The organism is Nocardia terpenica (genome assembly GCF_013186535.1).
Classification (GTDB): Bacteria; Actinomycetota; Actinomycetes; order Mycobacteriales; family Mycobacteriaceae; genus Nocardia; species Nocardia terpenica.
Window position 1 is genome coordinate 1,057,735 of sequence record NZ_JABMCZ010000003.1, and the last position, 19,515, is coordinate 1,077,249.

14 protein-coding genes are annotated in these 19,515 nt (G+C 69.2%); 7 read left to right on the forward strand and 7 right to left on the reverse strand.

Features of this window, described 5'->3' with window-relative positions:
- The first annotated feature begins 144 nt into the window (after positions 1-144).
- Both HPY32_RS26510 and HPY32_RS26515 read left to right on the forward strand, forming a co-directional pair.
- Complete coding sequence (locus HPY32_RS26510) at positions 145-1,308, forward strand: exonuclease SbcCD subunit D (RefSeq protein WP_067576784.1); 1,164 nt, start codon at positions 145-147, stop codon at positions 1,306-1,308.
- A complete protein-coding gene (locus HPY32_RS26515) occupies positions 1,305-4,646 on the forward strand; it encodes an AAA family ATPase (protein ID WP_067576786.1) in 3,342 nt (1,113 codons plus the stop codon). The genes HPY32_RS26510 and HPY32_RS26515 overlap by 4 nt, the downstream gene beginning before the upstream one ends.
- 401 nt (positions 4,647-5,047) lie before the next feature.
- On the opposite strand, the gene HPY32_RS26520 is transcribed toward HPY32_RS26515, so the two are convergent.
- The 4 genes from HPY32_RS26520 to HPY32_RS26535 all read right to left on the reverse strand — a co-directional run bounded on the left by HPY32_RS26520 (position 5,048) and on the right by HPY32_RS26535 (position 9,818).
- A complete protein-coding gene (locus HPY32_RS26520) occupies positions 5,048-5,557 on the reverse strand; it encodes a methylated-DNA--[protein]-cysteine S-methyltransferase (protein ID WP_067576788.1) in 510 nt (169 codons plus the stop codon).
- Positions 5,557-7,059 (reverse strand): AlkA N-terminal domain-containing protein, encoded by a 1,503-nt coding sequence (locus HPY32_RS26525; RefSeq protein WP_067576790.1) that lies wholly within the window; start codon positions 7,057-7,059, stop codon positions 5,557-5,559. The genes HPY32_RS26520 and HPY32_RS26525 overlap by 1 nt, the downstream gene beginning before the upstream one ends.
- 285 nt (positions 7,060-7,344) lie before the next feature.
- The gene (locus HPY32_RS44865; RefSeq protein WP_082870412.1) at positions 7,345-7,602 is read right to left on the reverse strand and encodes a YbdD/YjiX family protein; all 258 of its coding nucleotides are present in this window, start codon (positions 7,600-7,602) and stop codon (positions 7,345-7,347) included.
- The gene (locus tag HPY32_RS26535; RefSeq protein ID WP_067576792.1) at positions 7,533-9,818 is read right to left on the reverse strand and encodes a carbon starvation CstA family protein; all 2,286 of its coding nucleotides are present in this window, start codon (positions 9,816-9,818) and stop codon (positions 7,533-7,535) included. Before HPY32_RS26535 ends, HPY32_RS44865 begins: the two co-directional genes overlap by 70 nt.
- 281 nt (positions 9,819-10,099) lie before the next feature.
- Between HPY32_RS26535 and HPY32_RS26540 the strand changes: the two genes are divergently transcribed.
- Genes HPY32_RS26540 through HPY32_RS26550 form a run of 3 tightly spaced genes read left to right on the forward strand, consistent with a single transcriptional unit; the run spans position 10,100 to position 13,160 of the window.
- Positions 10,100-11,398 (forward strand): ABC transporter substrate-binding protein, encoded by a 1,299-nt coding sequence (locus HPY32_RS26540; protein ID WP_067576794.1) that lies wholly within the window; start codon positions 10,100-10,102, stop codon positions 11,396-11,398.
- Positions 11,395-12,315: a carbohydrate ABC transporter permease gene (locus HPY32_RS26545; protein ID WP_171983066.1), complete on the forward strand. Its 921-nt coding sequence runs from the start codon at positions 11,395-11,397 to the stop codon at positions 12,313-12,315. The genes HPY32_RS26540 and HPY32_RS26545 overlap by 4 nt, the downstream gene beginning before the upstream one ends.
- Positions 12,312-13,160 (forward strand): carbohydrate ABC transporter permease, encoded by an 849-nt coding sequence (locus HPY32_RS26550; protein ID WP_373686670.1) that lies wholly within the window; start codon positions 12,312-12,314, stop codon positions 13,158-13,160. Before HPY32_RS26545 ends, HPY32_RS26550 begins: the two co-directional genes overlap by 4 nt.
- A 7-nt stretch (positions 13,161-13,167) precedes the next feature.
- Here the strand turns inward: HPY32_RS26550 and HPY32_RS26555 are convergent, their stop codons facing one another.
- Positions 13,168-14,574, reverse strand: a complete 1,407-nt coding sequence (locus HPY32_RS26555) for a tetratricopeptide repeat protein (protein ID WP_067576801.1) — start codon at positions 14,572-14,574, stop codon at positions 13,168-13,170.
- Positions 14,575-15,365: 791 nt separating this feature from the next.
- Between HPY32_RS26555 and HPY32_RS26560 the strand changes: the two genes are divergently transcribed.
- A complete protein-coding gene (locus tag HPY32_RS26560; RefSeq protein WP_228787537.1) occupies positions 15,366-16,823 on the forward strand; it encodes a S53 family peptidase in 1,458 nt (485 codons plus the stop codon).
- 133 nt (positions 16,824-16,956) lie between these two features.
- Positions 16,957-17,616, forward strand: coding sequence for a putative immunity protein (locus HPY32_RS26565; RefSeq protein ID WP_309247545.1), 660 nt, complete (start codon positions 16,957-16,959; stop codon positions 17,614-17,616).
- A 276-nt stretch (positions 17,617-17,892) separates the two neighbouring features.
- Here the strand turns inward: HPY32_RS26565 and HPY32_RS26570 are convergent, their stop codons facing one another.
- Both HPY32_RS26570 and HPY32_RS26575 read right to left on the reverse strand, forming a co-directional pair.
- Complete coding sequence (locus tag HPY32_RS26570) at positions 17,893-18,582, reverse strand: SDR family oxidoreductase (protein WP_067576805.1); 690 nt, start codon at positions 18,580-18,582, stop codon at positions 17,893-17,895.
- Complete coding sequence (locus HPY32_RS26575; protein WP_067576807.1) at positions 18,579-19,475, reverse strand: NAD(P)H-binding protein; 897 nt, start codon at positions 19,473-19,475, stop codon at positions 18,579-18,581. Before HPY32_RS26575 ends, HPY32_RS26570 begins: the two co-directional genes overlap by 4 nt.
- Positions 19,476-19,515: the final 40 nt, after the last annotated feature.

Below are 19,515 nucleotides of genomic sequence, written 5' to 3' on the forward strand. Positions count from 1 at the left end.
TGTGCCTGGGGCCGTGGGGGTGGTGTGCCGGGGCCGTGGGGACGTTGTCTCGGGGCCATGGGGATGGTCGGGTCTGGCGCGAATGGGACAGGTTCGGCGCGGTTGTTTTCGGTCTGTCGGGGGGATGCTCTACGGTTTCGCGGCATGCGGATGCTGCACACGTCGGACTGGCACATCGGGCGTACCTTTCACGGCGTCGATCTGCTTGGCGATCAGGCGCGTTCGCTGGAGTTCCTGGCCGAGGTCGTGGCGGAGCAGCGTATCGACGTGGTGCTGGTGCCGGGCGACGTGTACGACCGGTCCATTCCCAGTGCCGACGCGATCGCGGTCTGTATCAGGGGGTTCGAGCGGATTCGCGCGGCGGGGGCGGTGATCGTCGCCACGTCCGGGAATCACGATTCGCCGACCCGGCTGGGCGCGCTCGGTAGCTTCGCGGCGGCGGGCGGGCTGCATCTGCGCACCTCGCTCGCGGAACTGGAGCAGCCGGTGCTGCTGCGCGACGAGCACGGTGCGATCGCCTGCTACGGCATCCCGTACCTGGAGCCGGAGATCACCCGCGCCGAACTCGGCGTGCCGCAGGCGCGTTCGCACGCGGAGATCCTGGACGCGGCCATGCAGCGCGTCCGCGCCGACCTCGCGCGCCGCGGCAATCCGCGCTCGGTGGTGCTCGCGCACGCCTTCGTGGTCGGCGGCGAGGCGACCGGATCGGAGCGGTCCATCTCGGTCGGCGGGGTGGAGACGGTGCCGCTGGCCGCGTTCGACGGCATCGACTACGTGGCGCTCGGGCATCTGCACTCGCCGCAGACGTTGTCGGAGTCGGTGCGGTATTCCGGTTCGCCGCTGCCGTATTCGTTCGCCGAACGCTCGCATCGCAAGGCGGCGTGGATCGTCGAACTGGACGGCGACGGCCTGCACACCGTGCAGCGCCACGACCTCCCGCAGGTGCGCGGCCTCACCCAGCTCACCGGCGCACTGGACGACCTGCTCGCCGACCCCGCCCACGCCGCCGCGCAGGACCACTACGTTTCGGCGACGCTGACCGACGAGGCCCGCCCGGTCGACGCGCTGCGCCGCCTGCGAGAGCGGTTCCCGCACGCCGTGCACGTGGAATGGGTTCGGCCGGAAGGCAATCCGGAGCTCCGCTACCGCGAGCGAGTACACGGCCGCCGCGATTCGGAGGTGGCCCACAGCTTCCTCACCGACGTCCGCGGCACCCCCAGCCGCGCCGAAATGGCTTGGGTGGAACGCGCTCTCGCCGCCGCGGGCGCGGTGCCCGCTGCCGAAAGCCCGGTGGACGTCGCGGTATGAGGTTGCATCGGCTGGAGATGACCGCCTTCGGGCCGTTTGCCGAGACCGCGGTGGTCGACTTCGACGAACTGGGTGCCGACGGGTTGTTCCTGCTGCACGGGCAGACCGGGGCGGGGAAGACGACCGTATTGGATGCGATTGCTTTCGCGCTCTACGGCCGGGTGCCGGGGGCGCGCGGGGAGAGCAAGCGGCTGCATTCCGATCACGCGGATCCGCAGACCGCGCCCCGGGTGGTGTTGGAGGCGACGCTCGGGGGACGGCGGTTGCGGCTGATTCGGTCGCCGGAGTTCGAGCGGCCGAAGAAGCGCGGGACCGGATGGCGGACCGAGCAGGCGTCCGCCACCTTGGAATGGCTGGATGGGCGCGGCCAGCATCTGTCGCGGATTCCGGATATCGGCGACGAGGTGGTTCGGCTGCTCGGCATGAGCGCCGATCAGTTCTTTCAGGTGGTGCTGCTGCCGCAGGGGGATTTCGCGCGTTTTCTGCGGTCGGAGAACGAGGAGCGGGAGAAGCTGCTCGAAAAGCTCTTCGACACCGAACGTTTCGGTACCGCCGAACAATGGCTGGCGCAGCGGCGGCGAGACAGCGCGGCCGAGGTGGAGGCGCAGCGGCAGAGCATCGACCGGCTCATCGCCCAGGTCGGCGTCGCCGCGGGGGTGGGCGCCACCGAGACGGTCGGGCCGCTCGAGGCCGTCGACTGGTCTCAGGCATTGCTCGCCACCGCGCGGGCGGATGTCGCGACGACGACCGCCGAACTCGAACGCGGGCAACGGGATTCGGCTCGCGCGCAGGCCGAGGCCGAACGGCAGCGCCGCCTGCACGACCTCCGCCGCCGCCTCGCCGCGGCCCGTGGCCAGCTCGAGGAATACGCGGCCGCCGCCGAACATCGCACCCGACTCCAGGGGGAATTGGAGACCGCTCGCCGCGCCGAGCCGGTCGCGACCGCGCTGGCCGAGGCCCGCGCCGCCGCGGTCACCCTGCGCCGTCATACCGACACCACCCGTGATCTCGCCGAACGCCTCGCCTCGCGGCTGCTCGAGCCCGCGAGCGGTGAGCTCGGTGGAACACCTTGGGCGGCTGCCGATCTCATCGACAACGAGTTGGCCGGTAGCGACCTCGCCGAGGATCTGGCCGTATTGTCGCCGACCGCAGAGCAATCCGACGCGGCCGGTGATTCCGTCGAAGACTCAGCCGCACGGCTCGAAGAGGTCGACGCGGCGGAGGTGACGGAACCTGTTGAACTGGAACTATTCTCGATCACTCTGCCGCCGCGGGCCGACGAGCCCGCCGCGCCACAGTCGGATCGCGCGGAGCCGACACCTGCTGTGGCCGAAACCGTCGATGCGCCCACCGCGCAGCCGTCCCCCCACGTCGCCAAGCGCCTCGATACCGCCGTACAGCGCTGGACCGCCCAGATCGGAGCGCTCGACGAGGTCCGGGCCGATGCGGAATCGGCCGTCGCGCAGGCGACCGAATTGGCCGGTCTGCGTGCGGAGTACGAGGCGCTGACCGAGCAGGTCACGCGGCTGACGGCTCGTCGCGCGCAGCTGCCCGAGGCCATCGGCAGCGCCGAGACCGCCGTGCGGGCGGCCGAGGCGGCGACCGCGGAACTGCGCGGATTGCAGACCGAATGCGAGCGGTTGCGCGCCGCCGCCACCGCCGCCGTCGAACTCGCCACCCTGAGCGGCGAATCGGCCCGTGCGACAGCCGAATTCGAGGCCGCCCGCGCGGCACACAGCGATGCCCGCGAGCGCACCCTCGACGTGCGCGAGCGGCGGCTCGCCGGAATGGCGGCCGAATTGGCGGGCGCGCTCGCCGACGGGCAGCCGTGCAGCGTCTGCGGTTCCACCGAGCATCCGGCCCCGGCCGCGGCGTCCGCCGTCACCGCGGCCAAGGAGGACGAGGAGAAGGCGGTCGCCGCGGAACGCGCCGCCGAGGCCGCCCGCGATCGGGCGCTGGCCCGCACCACCGAACTCCAGCGCCGCAGGGAGGTGCTCGTGGAGCGCGGCGGCGACGGCGACAAGGCGGAACTGGCCGCCGCCCTCGACGCCGCCACCCGGCGCTACGAATCCGCCCGCACGACCGCCGCCCGCACCGCGGAGCTGACCGCCGAACTGTCCCGCCTGCGCGGCGACGAGACACGGCTGCAGGACGAACTGCGCGAGCTCGAGAGCCGGTGCAGCGCAACGCAAGAGCGCATCCTGGCCGCGGACCGGCGGCTGGCCGAGCTCACCGAGCGCCTGCGCGCCGCCGCGGGGGTCGACGACACGGTGGAACGCCGCCGCGCCCGCCTGACGGCACTGATTCAGGTGGCGGACGAACTGCGTACCGCCCGCGCCGATGCCGCCGCCGCCCGGGAACAGGTCGCGACGCTGGCGCGGCGGGTCGAACAGCTCGCCCGCGCGGCCGGATTGGTGACCGGACCGAATATGGTTGTGGCCGAGGGGGATGCGGAGCCCGACTACACCGTGCTGGCCACCTACGCCAGGGTCGTCGATGCCGCCACCCGCGCCCCGGAGCGGCAGGCCGCGATCGAGGCGGAACTGGTGGCCGCCGACCGCGCCCACGCCCACGCCCGGGCGGTGCTGGCCGAGCCCGAGATCCAGGCCGCCGCCACCGCCGAACCCGGCGACCTCGACGAGCTGGAATCCCTTGTCGCCCAGGCCCGTACCCGGCTGGACGCCGCCGTCGCCGCGCACGCCGAGGCCGCCCGGCGGGCCACGCAGCTGGAGGAGTTGAGCGGTCAGCTGTGGGCGGCGGTGGACCGCGTCGCCCCGATGCAGCGCGCCCACGAGGAACTGGCCGGGCTCGCCGAGGTGGTGGCCGGACGCGGCGAGAACAACCGCCGCATGTCGCTGCGCTCGTACGTTTTGGCCGCGCGGCTGGAGGAGGTGGCGGTCGCGGGCTCGGTGCGACTGCGCCGAATGTCCGGCGGCCGTTACGAATTCGTGCACTCCGACGCCGCGGGCCGACACGGCCGCCGCGGCGGCCTGGGCCTGGACATCCGCGACGCCTACACCGGCGCGGTCCGCCCCGCCACCACCCTCTCCGGCGGCGAGACCTTCATGGCCTCCCTGTCCCTGGCCCTCGGCCTGGCCGACGTGGTCGCCGCCGAATCCGGCGGCCTCATCCTCGACACCCTGTTCATCGACGAGGGTTTCGGCAGCCTCGACGCCGACACCCTCGACGCCGTCATGGGCGTCCTGGACGAACTCCGCTCCGGCGGAAGAGTAGTCGGCATAGTCAGCCACGTAGACGAAATGCGCCAACGCATCCCCACCCGCCTCCACGTAATCCGCGACCCCACCGGCTCCCGTCTCCGAACCGTCGTCGCCTGACCCGACCTGTCTGAGATTCCCGCCAACCCGGCCTGTCTGAGATTCCCGCCAACCCGGCCTGTCTGAGATTCCTGTCATTCCGGTCCACCTGAGGCTACTGTCATTCCGGCCTACCTGAGATTCTCGTGATCCCGGCATGCTTTTGGCCGGGATCCCTGCCAGGTCGGCTGCTCCAGTGGATTCCGGCCAAAAGCACGCCGGAATCACGAAGTGGGCTGGTGCGCCGGGATGGCGAAGTGGGCTGGTGCGCCGGGATGGCGGAGTGGGCTGGTGCGCCGGGATGGCGGAGTGGGCTGGTGCGCCGGAATGACGAAGTGGGCTGGTGCGCCGGAAGGTGAAGTGGGCTGGCGCGTCGGAATGCTATGGCGTGCAGAAGGAATGCGCCGGTTTCGGTGGGGCCGTCAGCCCAGGCGTGAGCCCTCGTGGGTCAGCAGCCAGTCCTTGACGGGGAGGCCCCAGCGGAAGCCGCCGAGGGTGCCGTCGGTGCGGAGGACGCGGTGGCAGGGGATGAAGAGGGCGGCGGCGTTGCGGGCGCAGGCGTTGGCGGCGGCTCGGACGGCGTCGGGGCGGCCGGAGTGGTCGGCGAAGGTGGTGTAGGTGATCGGGTTTCCGGGCTGGACCTTGCGGAGGACTTCCCAGGCGTGGACCAGGAACGGGCCGGAGAGCTGGCGGACGGGGACGGCGTCGATGACCGTGACGTCGCCCGCGTGGTAGTCGCGCACCGCCGCGGTGACGGCGCCGAGCGAATCTCGTTGCCGCAGTTCGTCGGGGCGCAGGGTGGGGTGGATCAGGCGGCGTAGGTTCTCGGCGTCGGTGGTCCAGCCGGACGCGAGCACCGCGCCCTCGCCGTCGACGACGGCGGTGAACGGCCCGATCGGCGTGTCCACCACCGCGTACTCCGCGACACTCATTACCGCGCACCCACTTTCACTCGGCCGCCACCATTGGCGACCACCGGCGCGGTGCGCTCGGCGAGCGCCCGCTTCCACAAATGCATGGACAGATACGATCGCCACGGCGCCCAGCGCGCGGTGTCGGCGAGGTCGATGCCGTACAGGCCCGCGCCGCGACGCACCACCAGATCGGTGTGCAGCAGAATGTCGGGATCGGCGAGCAGCCGCATGGTCACGTAGTCGGCGGTCCAGGGCCCGACACCCTCCAGCGCCAGCAGATCTCGCCGCACGTCGGCGGCGGTGCGCCCGGCGTGCAGGGTCAGGTCCCCGGAGGCCAGCGCGCGGGCGGCCGACACGATGGACGCGGTTCGCCGCGCCGGGCCGGTCAGCACCTCGGCGCCGTGCTCGGCCACCGCCTCCGCCGTCGGGAACAGCCGCGGCACCGGCCCGCTGATCTCCTCGCCGAGCGCGTCGACCAGCCGCGCGGTGTGCGTGGCCGCCGCCGAGACCGAGATCTGCTGCCCGATCATGGTGCGCAGCAACAGTTCCGGCCCGTCCAGGCAACCCGGCACCCGGATACCGGAGCCGATCGCGTGCCCGTCGCGGAACCCGCCGCGCAGCGCCTCGTCGATACCCATCGGATCGGCGTCGAGGTCGAGCAGATGCCGCAGCCGCGCCACCGTCGGCGCCAGGTCGCGCATGTCCTGTAGCGCCAAACCCGCTCGCACATGGCCGGTTTGGATGCTCAGCCGCACGGTCGCGTGCCCGTGCGGGGTGCGCAGGCTGCGGGTGTAGGTGCCGTCCTCCCACATGTCGAAACCGGCCACGGCGTGCGCGGACAGGAACCACTCCAGCCACGCCCGATCCAGCGGCTCGCGGTAGGGCAGGCGCAGGGTGAGCATGCCGTTGAGGGGCGGCAGCGTGTCGCCGCGTAGCCGTCGCGATTCCTCGCGCAGCGTCGTCGGGCTGACCGCGAACACCTCGCGCACGGTGTCGTTGAACTGGCGGATGCTGGCGAATCCGGCCGCGAAGGCGATATCGGACATCGGCATGCGCGTGGTCTGGATCAGCAGCCGCGCGGTGTGGGCGCGGTGCGCGCGGGCCAAGGCGAGCGGTCCGGCGCCGAGTTCGGCGGTGAGCACCCGGGTCAGCTGCCGTTGCGAATAACCCAGCGCCCCGGCCAGCGCCGGGACGCCGCCGCGCTCGATCACCCCGTCGGCGATCAATCGCATGGCGCGGGCGGCCAGGTCGGCGCGGGTATTCCAGAGCGGCGAGCCGGGCGCGGCGTCGGGCATGCAGCGGCGGCAGGCCCGGAAGCCGGACTGCTGGGCGGCTGCCGCCGTTGGGAGGAACGTCACATTGGTGCGCTTCGGAGTGATAGCCGGACAGGATGGGCGGCAGTAGATTCCGGTAGTCCGCACGGCCGTCACGAACTGCCCGTCGAAACGGGCATCGCGGGTCGTCACGGCACGGTAACAGCGCTCGAAGTCCAGACCGTTGGCACTCACGCAGTCCACCATGTCAGCCGGACGGCCCCCGCGCTAGCGGGAAACGGTCGTTAACCCCCCAAGCATCCGACCATGTCGGTGATGTTCGACGGCTATCGAGTTGGTTGCAATTGGCTTGCTGTGACGGTGTCGCGCGAGATAGCAGAATGATCGCCGGACTCGCCGTGTGCGCCGCGCCCCGGCCGCGGGCGGCACCGGTCGCGCCGCTGCCGCCCGCTCGCGAGACAATCGGCCGATGTGATCATTCGTGCAGCACAGGGCACTGATGGCGGCAATCCCACGGTCCCGCAACGGTTGTCAGCAGCAGCGATTCGCCGGGTTGCGATCGGCGGCCGCATGCCGCTCCCGCCAGTACTCTCGCTCGGTGGGAATCGGGTGGTCCGGGTGGTTGCGACGCAGATGCTCGACATAGCGGGCGTAATCCTGGCCGCCCAGAACGGAATTCACGTACCAGATCAGCGCCCGAGCCGCGCGGAGGGCGGCCTTCACTCCGTGCTGAGGGCGTGGGCGGCCCCGGGCACCTTTACCTTGCCCGCCTTCGCCAGCTCGTCCCATTCTCGCTGCACCTCCCGTTCCTGCTTGGTGGCGAGGAAACCTCTGGGGCCGTAGATCTTCGACGGGATCTCCGGGGTTTCGGTGGTCGGGCCGCGGCCGGTGCGGAGTGCCCGGATGCAGACGAGTAGGCCGACCACCGCCACGATGAGCACCAGTAGCGCGAACACGATCGACAGCGTGCCCTGGATGAAGGTGTTACGGACGACCTTGTCCATATCGTGCATGGTCTTGGCGGGCGCCAGGACCCTTCCGGCGTCGCGTGCGGCGCTGTAGATGCTGTGCTGCTTCCAGTATCCGAGGTTCTTGTCGGCGGAGAAGATCTTCTGCCAGGACGCCGTCATGGTGACCAGCAGGTCCCAGATGAGCGGTAGCGCGGGTATCCAGGCCCACTTGACCAGGCCCTTCTTCACCACGATCACCAGCACGACGGTCAGCGCGACCGCGGCCAGCAGCTGGTTGGCGATGCCGAACAGCGGATACAGCGTGTAGATGCCGCCCAGCGGGTCGGTGACGCCCATCAGCAGCACCGAACCCCACGCCGCGACCACGATGAACGAGCACAGCCAGGCGCCCGGCCGCCAGGACGGATCCTTGAACCGGCGCGCGGGCCCGCCCAGGTTGCCGAGGGTGTCCGACAGCATGAACCGCGCGACCCGGGTACCGGCGTCGATCGTGGTGAGAATGAACAGCGCCTCGAACATGATCGCGAAGTGGTACCAGAACGATTTGAGCGCGGTCCCGCCGATGAAGCGGTGCATCACCTCGGCCATGCCGATCGCCAGCGTCGGCGCGCCGCCGGTGCGGGAGTAGACCGCCGACTCGCCGACATCGGTTGCCGCCCGATTCAATTCGGCCGCGGAGATCGGCTGCCCGCCCAGGCCCAGCGCGTTCACCTTGTCGGCCGCCTGCGCGGCGGTGGTGAGGCCGCCGGTGTTGATGGCGAAGTACAGGTGCTGGTCCAGGATGGACGCCGCGATGATGGCCATGACCGCGACGAACGACTCCATCAGCATGCCGCCGTAGCCGATCATCCGGGCTTGGGCCTGCTTCTGCAGCAGCTTCGGTGTGGTGCCCGAGGACACCAGCGCGTGGAAGCCCGACAGCGCGCCGCAGGCGATGGTGATGAACAGGAACGGGAACAGGCTGCCGCCGAACGCGGGCCCGTTGCTGTTGCCCGCGAACTGCGAGACCGCGGGGGCCTTCAGCACCGGCAGGGTGACCACCACGCCGATGGCCAGCAGCACGATGGTGCCGATCTTCATGAACGTCGACAGATAATCGCGCGGCGCGAGCAGCAACCACACCGGCAGCACCGAGGCGATGAAGCCGTAGACGATCAGCAGCCAGGAGATGGTGGTGCCCGACAGCGTGAACAGGTCGCGGCCCCAACCGGATTCGCCGACCCAGCGGCCGGAGACGATGATCAGCAGCAGCAACACGAACCCGACCAGCGAGATCTCGCCGACCTTGCCCGGGCGCACATACCGCAGATACAGGCCCATCAGGACCGCGAGCGGGATGGTCATGGCGATGGAGAACACGCCCCACGGGCTGCCGCCGTGCAACCGCCCGTCGGCGCCCTTGGTGGCCGCCAGCGCGTTCACCACGACGATGCCCAGCACCGCCAGCAGGATCACCATGATCACCAGTACCGCGAGCAGCGCCGCGACGCCGCCGACCACGCCGAGCTCGTCGCGGGCCATCTGCCCGAGGCTGCGCCCGCGCCGCTTCACCGACGCCCACAGCACCAGATAGTCCTGCACCGCACCGGCCAGCACCACGCCGACCACGATCCACAGCGTGCCCGGCAGATAACCCATCTGCGCGGCCAGCACCGGGCCGACCAGCGGCCCGGCCCCGGCGATGGCGGCGAAGTGGTGGCCGAACAGGACCCGCCGGTCCATCGGCATGTAGTCCTTGCCGTTCTCCAGTTCCTCGGCCGGAGTGGCGACCTCGTCGCGCGGCTTGGTGATCTTCCATTCGATCAGCCGGGCGTAGAACTGGTAGGCGACGATGTAGGTGCACACCGCGGCGAGCACGATCCACACCGCGTTCACGTTCTCGCCGCGGGCGACGGCGAGCACGGCCCAGGCGATCGCGCCGCCGACGGCGAGGGCGAGGAAGATGCCCTTCTTCGCGGGACTGATCGGAGAACGGTCCACGACTCCCACGGGAGGTAGGTCGGGGTCTGTTCGGAGGTATTCGATGGTCGCCATGCGAGCTACTCTCCCGTGCGGTCTAACAAGGTCTTGCGGAATCGGACACAACGTAACCGAACCACGGTCCGGACGCGTCCGAGTTGGCAAAGTCCGACCGAGATCATCCTCGCATGCGCGTCCCACATAGTGCATTTCAGATTCTCATATAGCGAGAACGGGCGGAACGGACGGCCGCCACGACCCGACCGCGTGTCTGGCCCGATCGCATGGGGATCGTGCGTAAGCTGCGGTGCTGGCGCGGAGGGGGTGTCGAGAGGGCCTGGAGTGGAAGGAGGGTTGTGTCGCCTGTGTCCCGCCGGACCGTCTGCGGTGCGCTGCTGGCCGCGCCGGTCCTGGCCGGTGGTTGCGGTGGCGCGGAGGACGATGCGGTGACCTTCTTTTTTCAGGCGCGGCCGGAGGAGGCGCGGGCGCGGCTGCGGATTGTCGACGAATTCGGTAGGCGGAGGCCGGATATCAGGATTCGGACGATTATGTCGGGGCCGGATCCGTTGCAGCAGATGCTCACCTACTGTGCGGGCGGGCGTTGCCCGGATGTGCTGATGGCGTGGGAGCTGCTGTACGCCGGGCTCGCCGAGCGGGGCGTGCTGCTGGATCTGCGGACGCTGCTGGAGCGGGAGCCGGATGGGGGAGCGGCGCTGCGGGCCGACGGATATTCGACGCTCTATGAGACATTCGGTTACGGCGGCGGGCAGTACGCGCTGCCCGAGCAGTGGTCGGGCGTGTTCCTGTACTACAACCGGAAGCTGTTCGAACAGGCCGGGATTCGCCCGCCCACGACGTGGGGCGCGCCCTGGACCTACGCGGAATTCCTGGCCGCCGCCCGAGAGCTGACCCACCGTGACGGCGACGGCCGGGTGCGCCGGTGGGGATTCGTAGACGGCTGGGTGCCCTACTATTCCGCGGCCTGCTTCGGCATGAACAACGGCGCGGACTGGTTCAGCCCACCGCTCGCGCCCACCCGCACCGAGATCGGCGATCCGCGTTTCATTGCCGGAATGCAGTTCTACGCCGATCTCGCGGTGCGGCACGGGGTTGCGCCGAGCACCGATGCCCGGCAATCGGTGTCGGCCTACGATCTGTTCGCCCGCGGCCGCGCCGCCATGCTGCTGGGCGGCCACTGGCTGTATTCCGAATTCGCCGGGCGGGACCTGGAATTCGACGTCACCGTGCTCCCGATCGGCCCGCACGGCGGCCCCGCCGCGGTCACCGACGTGGGCTGCACCGGCCTGGCCATCGCGGCGGCCAGCCCCCGCCGCGAACGGGCCTGGGAATTCGTGAAATTCGCGACCGGCCCGATAGGTCAGGCCATCATCGCCGAATCCGGCCTGTTCGTCCCCGTCCTCCGCTCCGCCATGACCTCCCCGGGTTTCGCCGCCGCCCACCGTGATATCCACAACCTCACCGTCTTCACCGAGGGTCCCGACCACTCCCGCCAACTGGCCATCACCCCCGCCTGGGGCAAGGTCGACTCCCTGCTGTCGCGCACCTGCAATCGAGTCCTCCGCGGCGCCGCCCCCGCAACCTCTCTGGCCGCCGCCGCCCCCGACATCGACGCCCTGCTGAAGGCCCGGACGTGAATTCCCGTCCCGCTGGCGGGTTCCCCGCTCGCAGATCGGGGTTGGCGCGGCGGCGGGCGCGGGCGGGGGTGGGGTTCGTCGCGCCGAATGTGCTTGCGGTGCTGGTGTTCCTGCTGTTTCCGCTGGGGTTTTCGCTGTATTTGAGTTTTCACTCCTGGGATTTGTTTCGGCCCATGCGGGCGGTGGGGTGGGGGAACTATCGGCAGCTGTTCGCAGATCCGCTGTTCTACATCGCGCTGCGGAACACGGGGGTGTTCACGGTGGCGACGCTGGCGCCGACGGTGGTTATCAGCCTGGCGGTGGCGGCGGCGCTGAATCGAAAACTGCGGGGGATCGGGGTGTTTCGGACGCTGGCCTTTCTGCCGCTGGTCGCCTCGACGGTGGCGATGGCGGTGGTGTGGCGGTTCCTGTTCACCACCGACGGCGGGGCGGTGAACCTGGTGCTGGGCCGGGTGGGGCTGGGACCCGTTCCGTGGCTGGGCGATCCGGACTGGGCGCTGCTGGCGCTGAGCATCGTCATGGTGTGGAAGAGCCTGCCGTTCGCGACCGTCGTGCTGCTCGCGGCCATGCAGGGCATTCCGGAGAACCTGTACGAGGCGGCGAAGATCGACGGGGCGGGACCGCTGCGCCGGTTCGGGGCGATCACGGTGCCGCTGATCCGGGGCGCGCTGTCGTTCGTCTTCGTCATCACGATCATCAATTCGGTGCAGGCGTTCGACCAGGCGTATGCGCTCACCGACGGCAACGGCGGGCCCGAGACCGGCACGTTCGTGCTGGGAATCATGCTGTTCCAGAACGCGTTCCGGTTCTACGAGATCGGCTACGCGGCGGCCCTGGCCTGGGTGATGTTCGCAATGCTGCTGGTGCTCACCCTCGTTCAGCTGTGGCTGGCGCGACGCGAACCGGAGGATCGGTGAGTACCCGGGTGCGGCGGTCGGTGCTGCGGCGCACGCTGCGCGGCACGCTGCTGTATCTGGCGCTGATCGCGATCGCCTGGTGCGCGGTGGGGCCGATCCTGTGGGCGCTGTCGGCCTCGCTGAAAACCCAAGGCGAGGTGAGCGATCCGAATCCGCTGCCCGCGCGGCCGCGGTGGTCGAACTACGGCGCGGTGTTCGAGCGGCTGCCGCTGGGCCGGATGCTGCTCAATACCGTGCTCTACGCCGGATGCGTCACCGCCGGTCAGGTCTTCTTCTGCTCGCTGGCCGGATATGCGTTCGCCCGCCTGCGATTCCGTGGCCGGGAGGCACTGTTCCTGGCCTATCTGGCCACCCTCATGGTGCCGCTGACGGTGACGGCGATCCCGCAGTTCATCCTCATGCGCGCCTTCGGCTGGGTGGACACCCCGTGGGCGATGATCGTCCCCGGCCTGTTCGGATCCGCCTTCGGCACCTATCTGATGCGCCAGTTCTTCCGCACGCTCCCGGCGGAACTGGAGGAGGCGGCCATTCTCGACGGCTGCACCACCTGGCAGGTGTACTGGCGAGTGCTGCTGCCGCACGCCCGCCCGGCGGTCCTGGTGCTGGCCGTCCTCACCTGGATCACCGTGTGGAACGACTTCCTGTGGCCCCTGATCATGATCCAGCGCAACGAGATAGCCACCGTCACACTGGGTTTGGTGCGGTTGCAGGGCCAGTACCACACCGACTGGCCGATCCTCATGGCCGCGGCCATGGTCGTGCTGGCGCCGATGCTCGTCGTGTATGCGGTGGCGCAGAAGGCTTTTGTGCGGGGGATCGCGCAGTCGGGTATGGGTGGGCGGTGAATGCGGTCTACTCGCGCGGTGGCCGGGTTGCTCCGGTGGGGTCGGCGCGCAGCGCGGCCTCGTAGCTGAAGGCGAGTTGTTCGCGGGCCTTCAGGGTGTCGGGATGGTCGGAGCCCAGCAGGCGTTCGCGGTCGGCGACCGTGCGCGAGTACGCCTCGATGGCCTCGGAGAAATGGCCCGCCTCGTAATAGGCGAAGGCCAGGTTGCTGCGGGCGGTGACGGTGGCGGTGTGGTCGGGGCCGAGCATGCGCTCGCGGTCGGTGAGGATGCGGGTGTACAGCTGCACGGCCTCGGCCGCGCGGCCGACCCGCCCGTAGGCGTAGGCGGCATTGCTGCGGGCGCGCATGGTGGTCGGATGGTCGGGGCCGAGGTGCTCTTCGGCGGTGTGCAGGGCGCGTTCGTACATCTCGACGGCCTCCGCGATCCGGCCCGCGGCCATGCGGTCGTCGGCGAGGCTGCCCAGCGAGTCGAGGGTGTCGGGATGTTCGGCGCCCAGTATTCGGTCGCGGACGCTCAGGATCCGCTCGTCCAGCGTGGTGGCCTCGTCGACGAGGTCGGCGCTGCGGAGCGCGGCGGCCAGGCAGTCGCAGGTGATGAGCGTGCTCGAATCCTCCGGGCCCAGCACCCGTTCGCTGTCGGCGAGGGTGCGCCGGTACAGGGCGATGGCCTCGTCCAGCCGATCCGCCTCGCGGTAGGCCAGCGCCAAATTGTGGCGGGCGTTGAGGGTATTGCGGTGGTCGGCGCCGAACGCCTGCTCGCTGTCGGCGACGGTGCGCTCGTACAGGTCGATGGCCTCGGACAACCGGTCGGCCTCGCGGTAGGCGCGGGCGAGATTGCCCCGGAAGACCAGGGTGTCGAGATCGTAAGGGCCGAAGGTGTTCTCGCTGTCGGTGAGCACGCGCTCGTAGAGATCGATGGCCTCGGTGACCCGTCCGGCGTCCCGGTAGGCGCGGGCCAGGTTGGCCGCGGAGATCAGCGTGTCGCGGTGCAGCGGGCCGAGCACGCGCTCCCGGTCGGCGACCACGCGCTCGTACAGGGCGATGACCTCCGCGCGCCGGTCCGTGGGCGCCGGGTCGGCCGGGGGTTCGGTGGGTTCCGCCGGGGCGGGTTGCGCGGGTGCCGCGGGCGGCTGCGGGGCGGCCGCCGGGTGTGTGGGCGCGAGGGTGAGTTTCACTGTGTGCGCGGTGATTCCGGCGGCGGCCGAGATCTCGGGACCGGCCACCCAGAAGCCCGGCGCGTCCTCGCCGGGGGTGATCAGGAGTTGTAGTGTGACCTCGACCGTCTCGGGGGCGGTGCGCCGATTTGCCACCGAATGCTGTTCCGCCCCTGCGGCTGTCGCCAACTCGCGGCGCAGTGCGGCCAGCGCGTCCGTCAGCGAGGCCGCCGCACCGTCCGGTCGGTTCTCGTTGCCCACGTCGGTCCCCTCACACGTATGCGGCCGCATTTCGGAGATCTTATCGCGGCTCCGGCGGGTGCGGCCGGAGTTTCGAGTCATGCTGTGCACCAGCGTATTTCGTGGGCGTGTGACGGCGATCGGCGTGTCTGGATTCGTGGCGCTTGCCGTGTCGGCGTGAGCACCCGGCACTCTACCGTACTCCCGACGCCGGGAGTGCCCGGTCGCGCGCATCGTGGCCGAGTGCGCGGGCGTGCGCGTACAAAACTGTGCCGCAGGAAGTTACCGACATAATCGGATCGAATCGCTACCTACTCTTGATATTTCGACAGCCTGTCGGAGATCCTGCTCGCCGAGCGCGGCGGGACGCGTTTCCGTCATATCGGCGGCACCGGCGTACCGATGATGGCTACGTTGCAGACTGTTTCGGCCGGAGGAGTCGAAAAACTGTACGTTGGGCCGGAATTCGAGGCGTTCGCGCTTGTCCGGGTCGAATATCGGCCGTATCGAGCGATGTCCGTCCTGGAACCGGGTGGATGCGGTACGGGATCGAGCGCCGGGGCCGGGAAACCGACCGTAATCTATTCGGTGCGGTGCTGGTACTTGTCATATCTCCACTCGGAACGAGACCGGCCCTAGGATCTAGATGAGGCCGCTGGAAATCCCCACCTCGATGAATTCTGTTGTACGACAACCTGTTCCAGTAAGATCTCGAAATCTTCGGAAAGAAGAATGCCATGACGGATTCCACGCACGTTCTGTTACCCGGCAGCTCGCTACCCCAGGTCGCCGGTGGCACGGACATCGGTCCGATGAGTCCGACCGAGACCATTGGATTGACCCTGGTTCTGCGGCGGCACGAGCCGTTGCCGGAGCGCTTCGTCTCCGGCGAGGACACCGTGCCCCCCGCCGATTTCCTCACCCGCTACGGCGCCGACCCCGCCGACATCGAACTGGTCACCGCCACGCTCACGGCCGCGGGTGCGCAGATCGTCGGCCAGCATATTCCGTCGCGGCGGGTGCAGGCGCAGGTGTCGGCATCGGTGGCGCAGGAGCTTTTCCACACCGAATTACGCGCGATGCGCGCCGCCGATCCGGTCACCGGGAACGATGTCGAATTCCACGTTCATGTCGGAGACGTTCATCTGCCCGCCGCACTGGGTGGTGTCGTCGTCGGTGTGCTCGGCCTGGATACCCGGCCGGTGGCCCGGCCGCATGTGCAGACCGCGGTCACCCCGGCCGCGTCCTATGTGCCGACGCAATTGGTGACCGCATACTCCTTCCCGACCGGCGACGGCTCCGGTCAGACGGCGGCAATTCTCGAATTCGGCGGCGGATTCTCCCCCGACGATCTGAGCAGCTTCTTCAGCAGCGCCGGAATCGACGCGCCGAGCGTCAGCGCGGTGAGTGTCGATGGCGCCCAGAACAATCCGGGGTCCGACGGCGCCACCATCGAAACCACCCTGGATATCGAGGTGCTGGGCTCGATGGCGAACCACGCGACGCAGCTGGTCTATTTCGCACCCAACAGCGAGCAGGGTTTCATCGACGCCATCAGCCAGGCGGTGCATGCCACCCCCACCCCGACCGTGGTGAGCATCAGCTGGGGCGGGCCGGAGGAGACGTGGTCACCGCAGGGTCGGCAGTCGATGGACTCCGCCTTCAGCGACGGCGCCGCGCTCGGCGTCACCGTGTCGGTCGCGGCGGGCGACGGCGGCAGCAGCGACGGCGAGACCGACGGCGCCAACCACGTCGACTACCCGGCCGCGAGCCCGTATGTGCTCGGCGTCGGCGGCACCACCCTGTATCTCGACTCGAGCGGCGCGATTCAGTCGGAGACTGTGTGGAACGACGGCCCGAGCTCGGCCACCGGCGGCGGCGTCAGCACCCTCTACCCCGTCCCGTCCTGGCAGGCCAGTGTCGGCGTCCCCGGCTCCGGCCGCGGCGTCCCCGACGTCGCCGCCGACGCCGACCCCCAGACCGGCTACCAGATCTTCGTCCAGGGCAGCTCCCAGGTAGTAGGCGGCACCAGCGCCTCCGCCCCCCTCTGGGCGGGCCTGATCTGCCGCCTCTCCCAGGACCTGGGCCACAAACAGGGCCTCATCCAAACCGCGATCTACAAGGGCGTCACCCAAGGCCAACCGGCCCCCGGCTTCAACGACATCACCCAGGGCAACAACGGCGCATTCTCCGCAGGCCCCGGCTGGGACGCCTGCACCGGCCTGGGCACCCCACTAGGCACCGCCCTACTGAAGGTATTGGGCGGCTAACCATTTCGCGAACAGCCCCACCCGATCTCCGGGTGGGGCTTGCCGCCGCAGTCGTTTTGAAGGTTTCGCCCGACTTTTCCGTCGAAGATCGGCGAAGACTTTCGCACAAGGGTTCAACGATACTGTCGATGCGATGACTATGGCTGACGGGCGTTCGGAAATTGGATTGAGCATGGATGAGTTGCGGGAGGTAGCGGATTATGCGCTGGCTTGTGCGGAGCCTGTTCTGGTGATCTTCGAGCGGGACTGTCCTGGTGATCTGCGGGCTCGGGTTGTGCTCGAGGAGGCGCGGAAGTTTGCTGGGGGAGGGAAGCGGGGTAAGGCGATTCGGGTGACTGCTCTGGATGCGCACAGGGCTGCTCGGGCGGCCGAAGGGGTGGGCTGCCTGGCTGCGGGGGCGGCGGCGCGGGCGGCTGGTCATGCGGGGGCGGCGGCGTATTTGCATCCGTTGGCGAAGGCTACTCAGGGTGGGCACATTCTCATGTCGGCCGCCTATGCGGCACGGGCGCTGGAGCTGGATGCTGGTGGGGACTCCAGGGTTGGCGGCGAATACATCGGGAAGGCAGCGGGGTTGGCCAGCCCCGTCGTGGTGGATGTGCTGATGCGTTATCCGAAAGCGCCGGGTGGTCGGGGGCGGGTGGGAGAGCTCTGGCGGGAACTGGATGCATCGCTGCGGCGACTGGCGGCCGCTGATTTTGTAAATTCTGGATATAATCGTGGATTTAATTCGGCGTTTGACGCGTTGTCCAATGATTGGTCTACCTGGGCAAAGAGGCGCCCAAAGCCGCGCTAATCGTGATCTATATCACATTCAACTGTGACTATGGTGTGGTTCATACTGGTGATCTAGCATTTCATCTGGAATCGCAGGAGCGATTCGAAACGCTCATCGCGTAATGGCGATGCAATTATGAAAGATGTGTGGGGCATGCAATCCGGTTCGTCGACATTCATGTTTCTTCTGAAGATATTGCAGTCGCTGTCGCAGTCGGCCTAGTACCGGCCCGCCGTTGCCGAACGCCCGCTCGTATTGTCGAGCGGGCGTTCGGGCATCCTATGAGCCGTGCGGTTACCAGGGCACGGGGTCGTTCTGATAGTTGAGGTATTGCAAACCCGGCTCGCCGCTGTGGCGTTCGATCGTGTCCACGACGCCGGGGACGGACTGCTCGACCGTCAGCGGTGCGTTCGGTCCGCCGAGTCCGGTGCGGACATGGCCGGGGCAGATGAGCAGCAGGGTGTGCGCGGCGTCGGCGTAGCGGGCGGCGTAGCAGCGCATCAGCTGATTCAGGGCGGATTTACTGGCGCGGTAGACATCCTGGCCCCCTTTGGTATTCATGCCGAGGCTGCCCTGGCGCGAGGACATGACGGCGATCGTCCCGCTCGGCGTGACCGAGCTGCGGAACGACTCGACCACGCGCATCGGGCTGAGCGCATTCGTCACCATGACCTCGGTGAACATTTCCGTCGGAACATCGCCGATCGGAATATCGCCCCTCGCGATGGCGGCATTGACGAACAGCAGGTCGAGGGTGTGCTCGGCGAGTCGCTCACGCAGCGCCGCGATCTGCTCGGGCTCGGTCATCTCCAGCGACTCGACGGTGACTCGGCCCCCGGACATGTCGGCCAGGTCGTGCAGGCCGGTGCGCCCGGCGCCGCGGACGGTTCCGACGACATTCCAGCCGCGGCGCGCGTACTCGGTGGCGATGCCGAGCCCGAGGTTGCGGGCCGCCCCGACGATGAGGGCGGTCTTCTCGCTCATGCCCGGACCGCCGGCGCGAGGACCTGCTCGCACCACGCGCGGAAACTCGTCGGGCTCGCGGTCCGGTCGGTGCGTTGCACGCCGTCGTCGAGGCCATTGTTCTTGGCGCGCATCATGTCGACGTAACCCGACACGATCGTGTCCGCGGCCCCGCGCGCGGTGAGGGCGGCGCGGAGGTCGTCGAGCGACTGCTGCCGGTGGCGGATCGGGCGGCCCAGCACCTCGGACATGATGTGCGCCATATCGTTGGGCGACAGGTCCTCCGGGCCGAGGACCGGCACCTCGCCCGTCCCCGTCCACGAGCGATCGAGCAGCAGATCGGCTGCGGCAGCGGCGATGTCGCGGGTGGCGACCAGTGGTCCCTTGCGGTCGGCGATCGAGGTATCGGTGAAGACGCCGTCGCCGCGGATCGGATCCACTTGCCACAGAATGTTATCCATAAAGGTCGCGCACGCCAGCGCCCGATAGGCGACGCCCGTGCTCGCGATGAGGTCGTCCATGGCCAGCGAGGCGGTCACATGCCCGGCGCGGTCGGCGACGGGAGTGCCGCGGCCGATCGCCGAGACGCCGACGACATGCCCGACCCCGTGCGTGACGAATGCTTTTGCGGCAGCGCGGGTGAACTCGGAGTATTGCGCCTCCAGGCTCGATGCGCGCGGGTCCGGCGGGGCCAGCCAGAAGACCGCGTCCGCGCCCGCGAAGGCCCGGTCCACGACGTCGGCGTCGCCGTGCGAGCCGACGACGACGTCGACGCGGGCCCGGACCGTCTCGGGAAGCCTCCCCGGATCGCGCACGATGACGCGCAATTCCTCACCGCGAGTGGGGCTTTCGTCGAGCAGGAGGTGTAGCAGTCGGCCACCGATATTGCCGGTGGGGGTGGTGATGACGATCATGCTTCGAGTCTCGGGGCCGCCGCTCGCGGCGTCCAATACC

What these genes read in the sequence shown, in the direction of transcription:
- HPY32_RS26510 (WP_067576784.1), top strand. Translation starts at nt 145, where the DNA reads ATGCGGATGCTGCACACGTCGGACTGGCACATCGGGCGTACCTTTCAC.
- HPY32_RS26515 (WP_067576786.1), top strand. Translation starts at nt 1,305, where the DNA reads ATGAGGTTGCATCGGCTGGAGATGACCGCCTTCGGGCCGTTTGCCGAG.
- HPY32_RS26520 (WP_067576788.1), bottom strand. Translation starts at nt 5,557, where the DNA reads ATGAGTGTCGCGGAGTACGCGGTGGTGGACACGCCGATCGGGCCGTTC.
- HPY32_RS26525 (WP_067576790.1), bottom strand. Translation starts at nt 7,059, where the DNA reads ATGGTGGACTGCGTGAGTGCCAACGGTCTGGACTTCGAGCGCTGTTAC.
- HPY32_RS44865 (WP_082870412.1), bottom strand. Translation starts at nt 7,602, where the DNA reads ATGGGACGAGCTGGCGAAGGCGGGCAAGGTAAAGGTGCCCGGGGCCGC.
- HPY32_RS26535 (WP_067576792.1), bottom strand. Translation starts at nt 9,818, where the DNA reads ATGGCGACCATCGAATACCTCCGAACAGACCCCGACCTACCTCCCGTG.
- HPY32_RS26560 (WP_228787537.1), top strand. Translation starts at nt 15,366, where the DNA reads ATGAGTCCGACCGAGACCATTGGATTGACCCTGGTTCTGCGGCGGCAC.
- HPY32_RS26565 (WP_309247545.1), top strand. Translation starts at nt 16,957, where the DNA reads ATGACTATGGCTGACGGGCGTTCGGAAATTGGATTGAGCATGGATGAG.
- HPY32_RS26570 (WP_067576805.1), bottom strand. Translation starts at nt 18,582, where the DNA reads ATGAGCGAGAAGACCGCCCTCATCGTCGGGGCGGCCCGCAACCTCGGG.
- HPY32_RS26575 (WP_067576807.1), bottom strand. Translation starts at nt 19,475, where the DNA reads ATGATCGTCATCACCACCCCCACCGGCAATATCGGTGGCCGACTGCTA.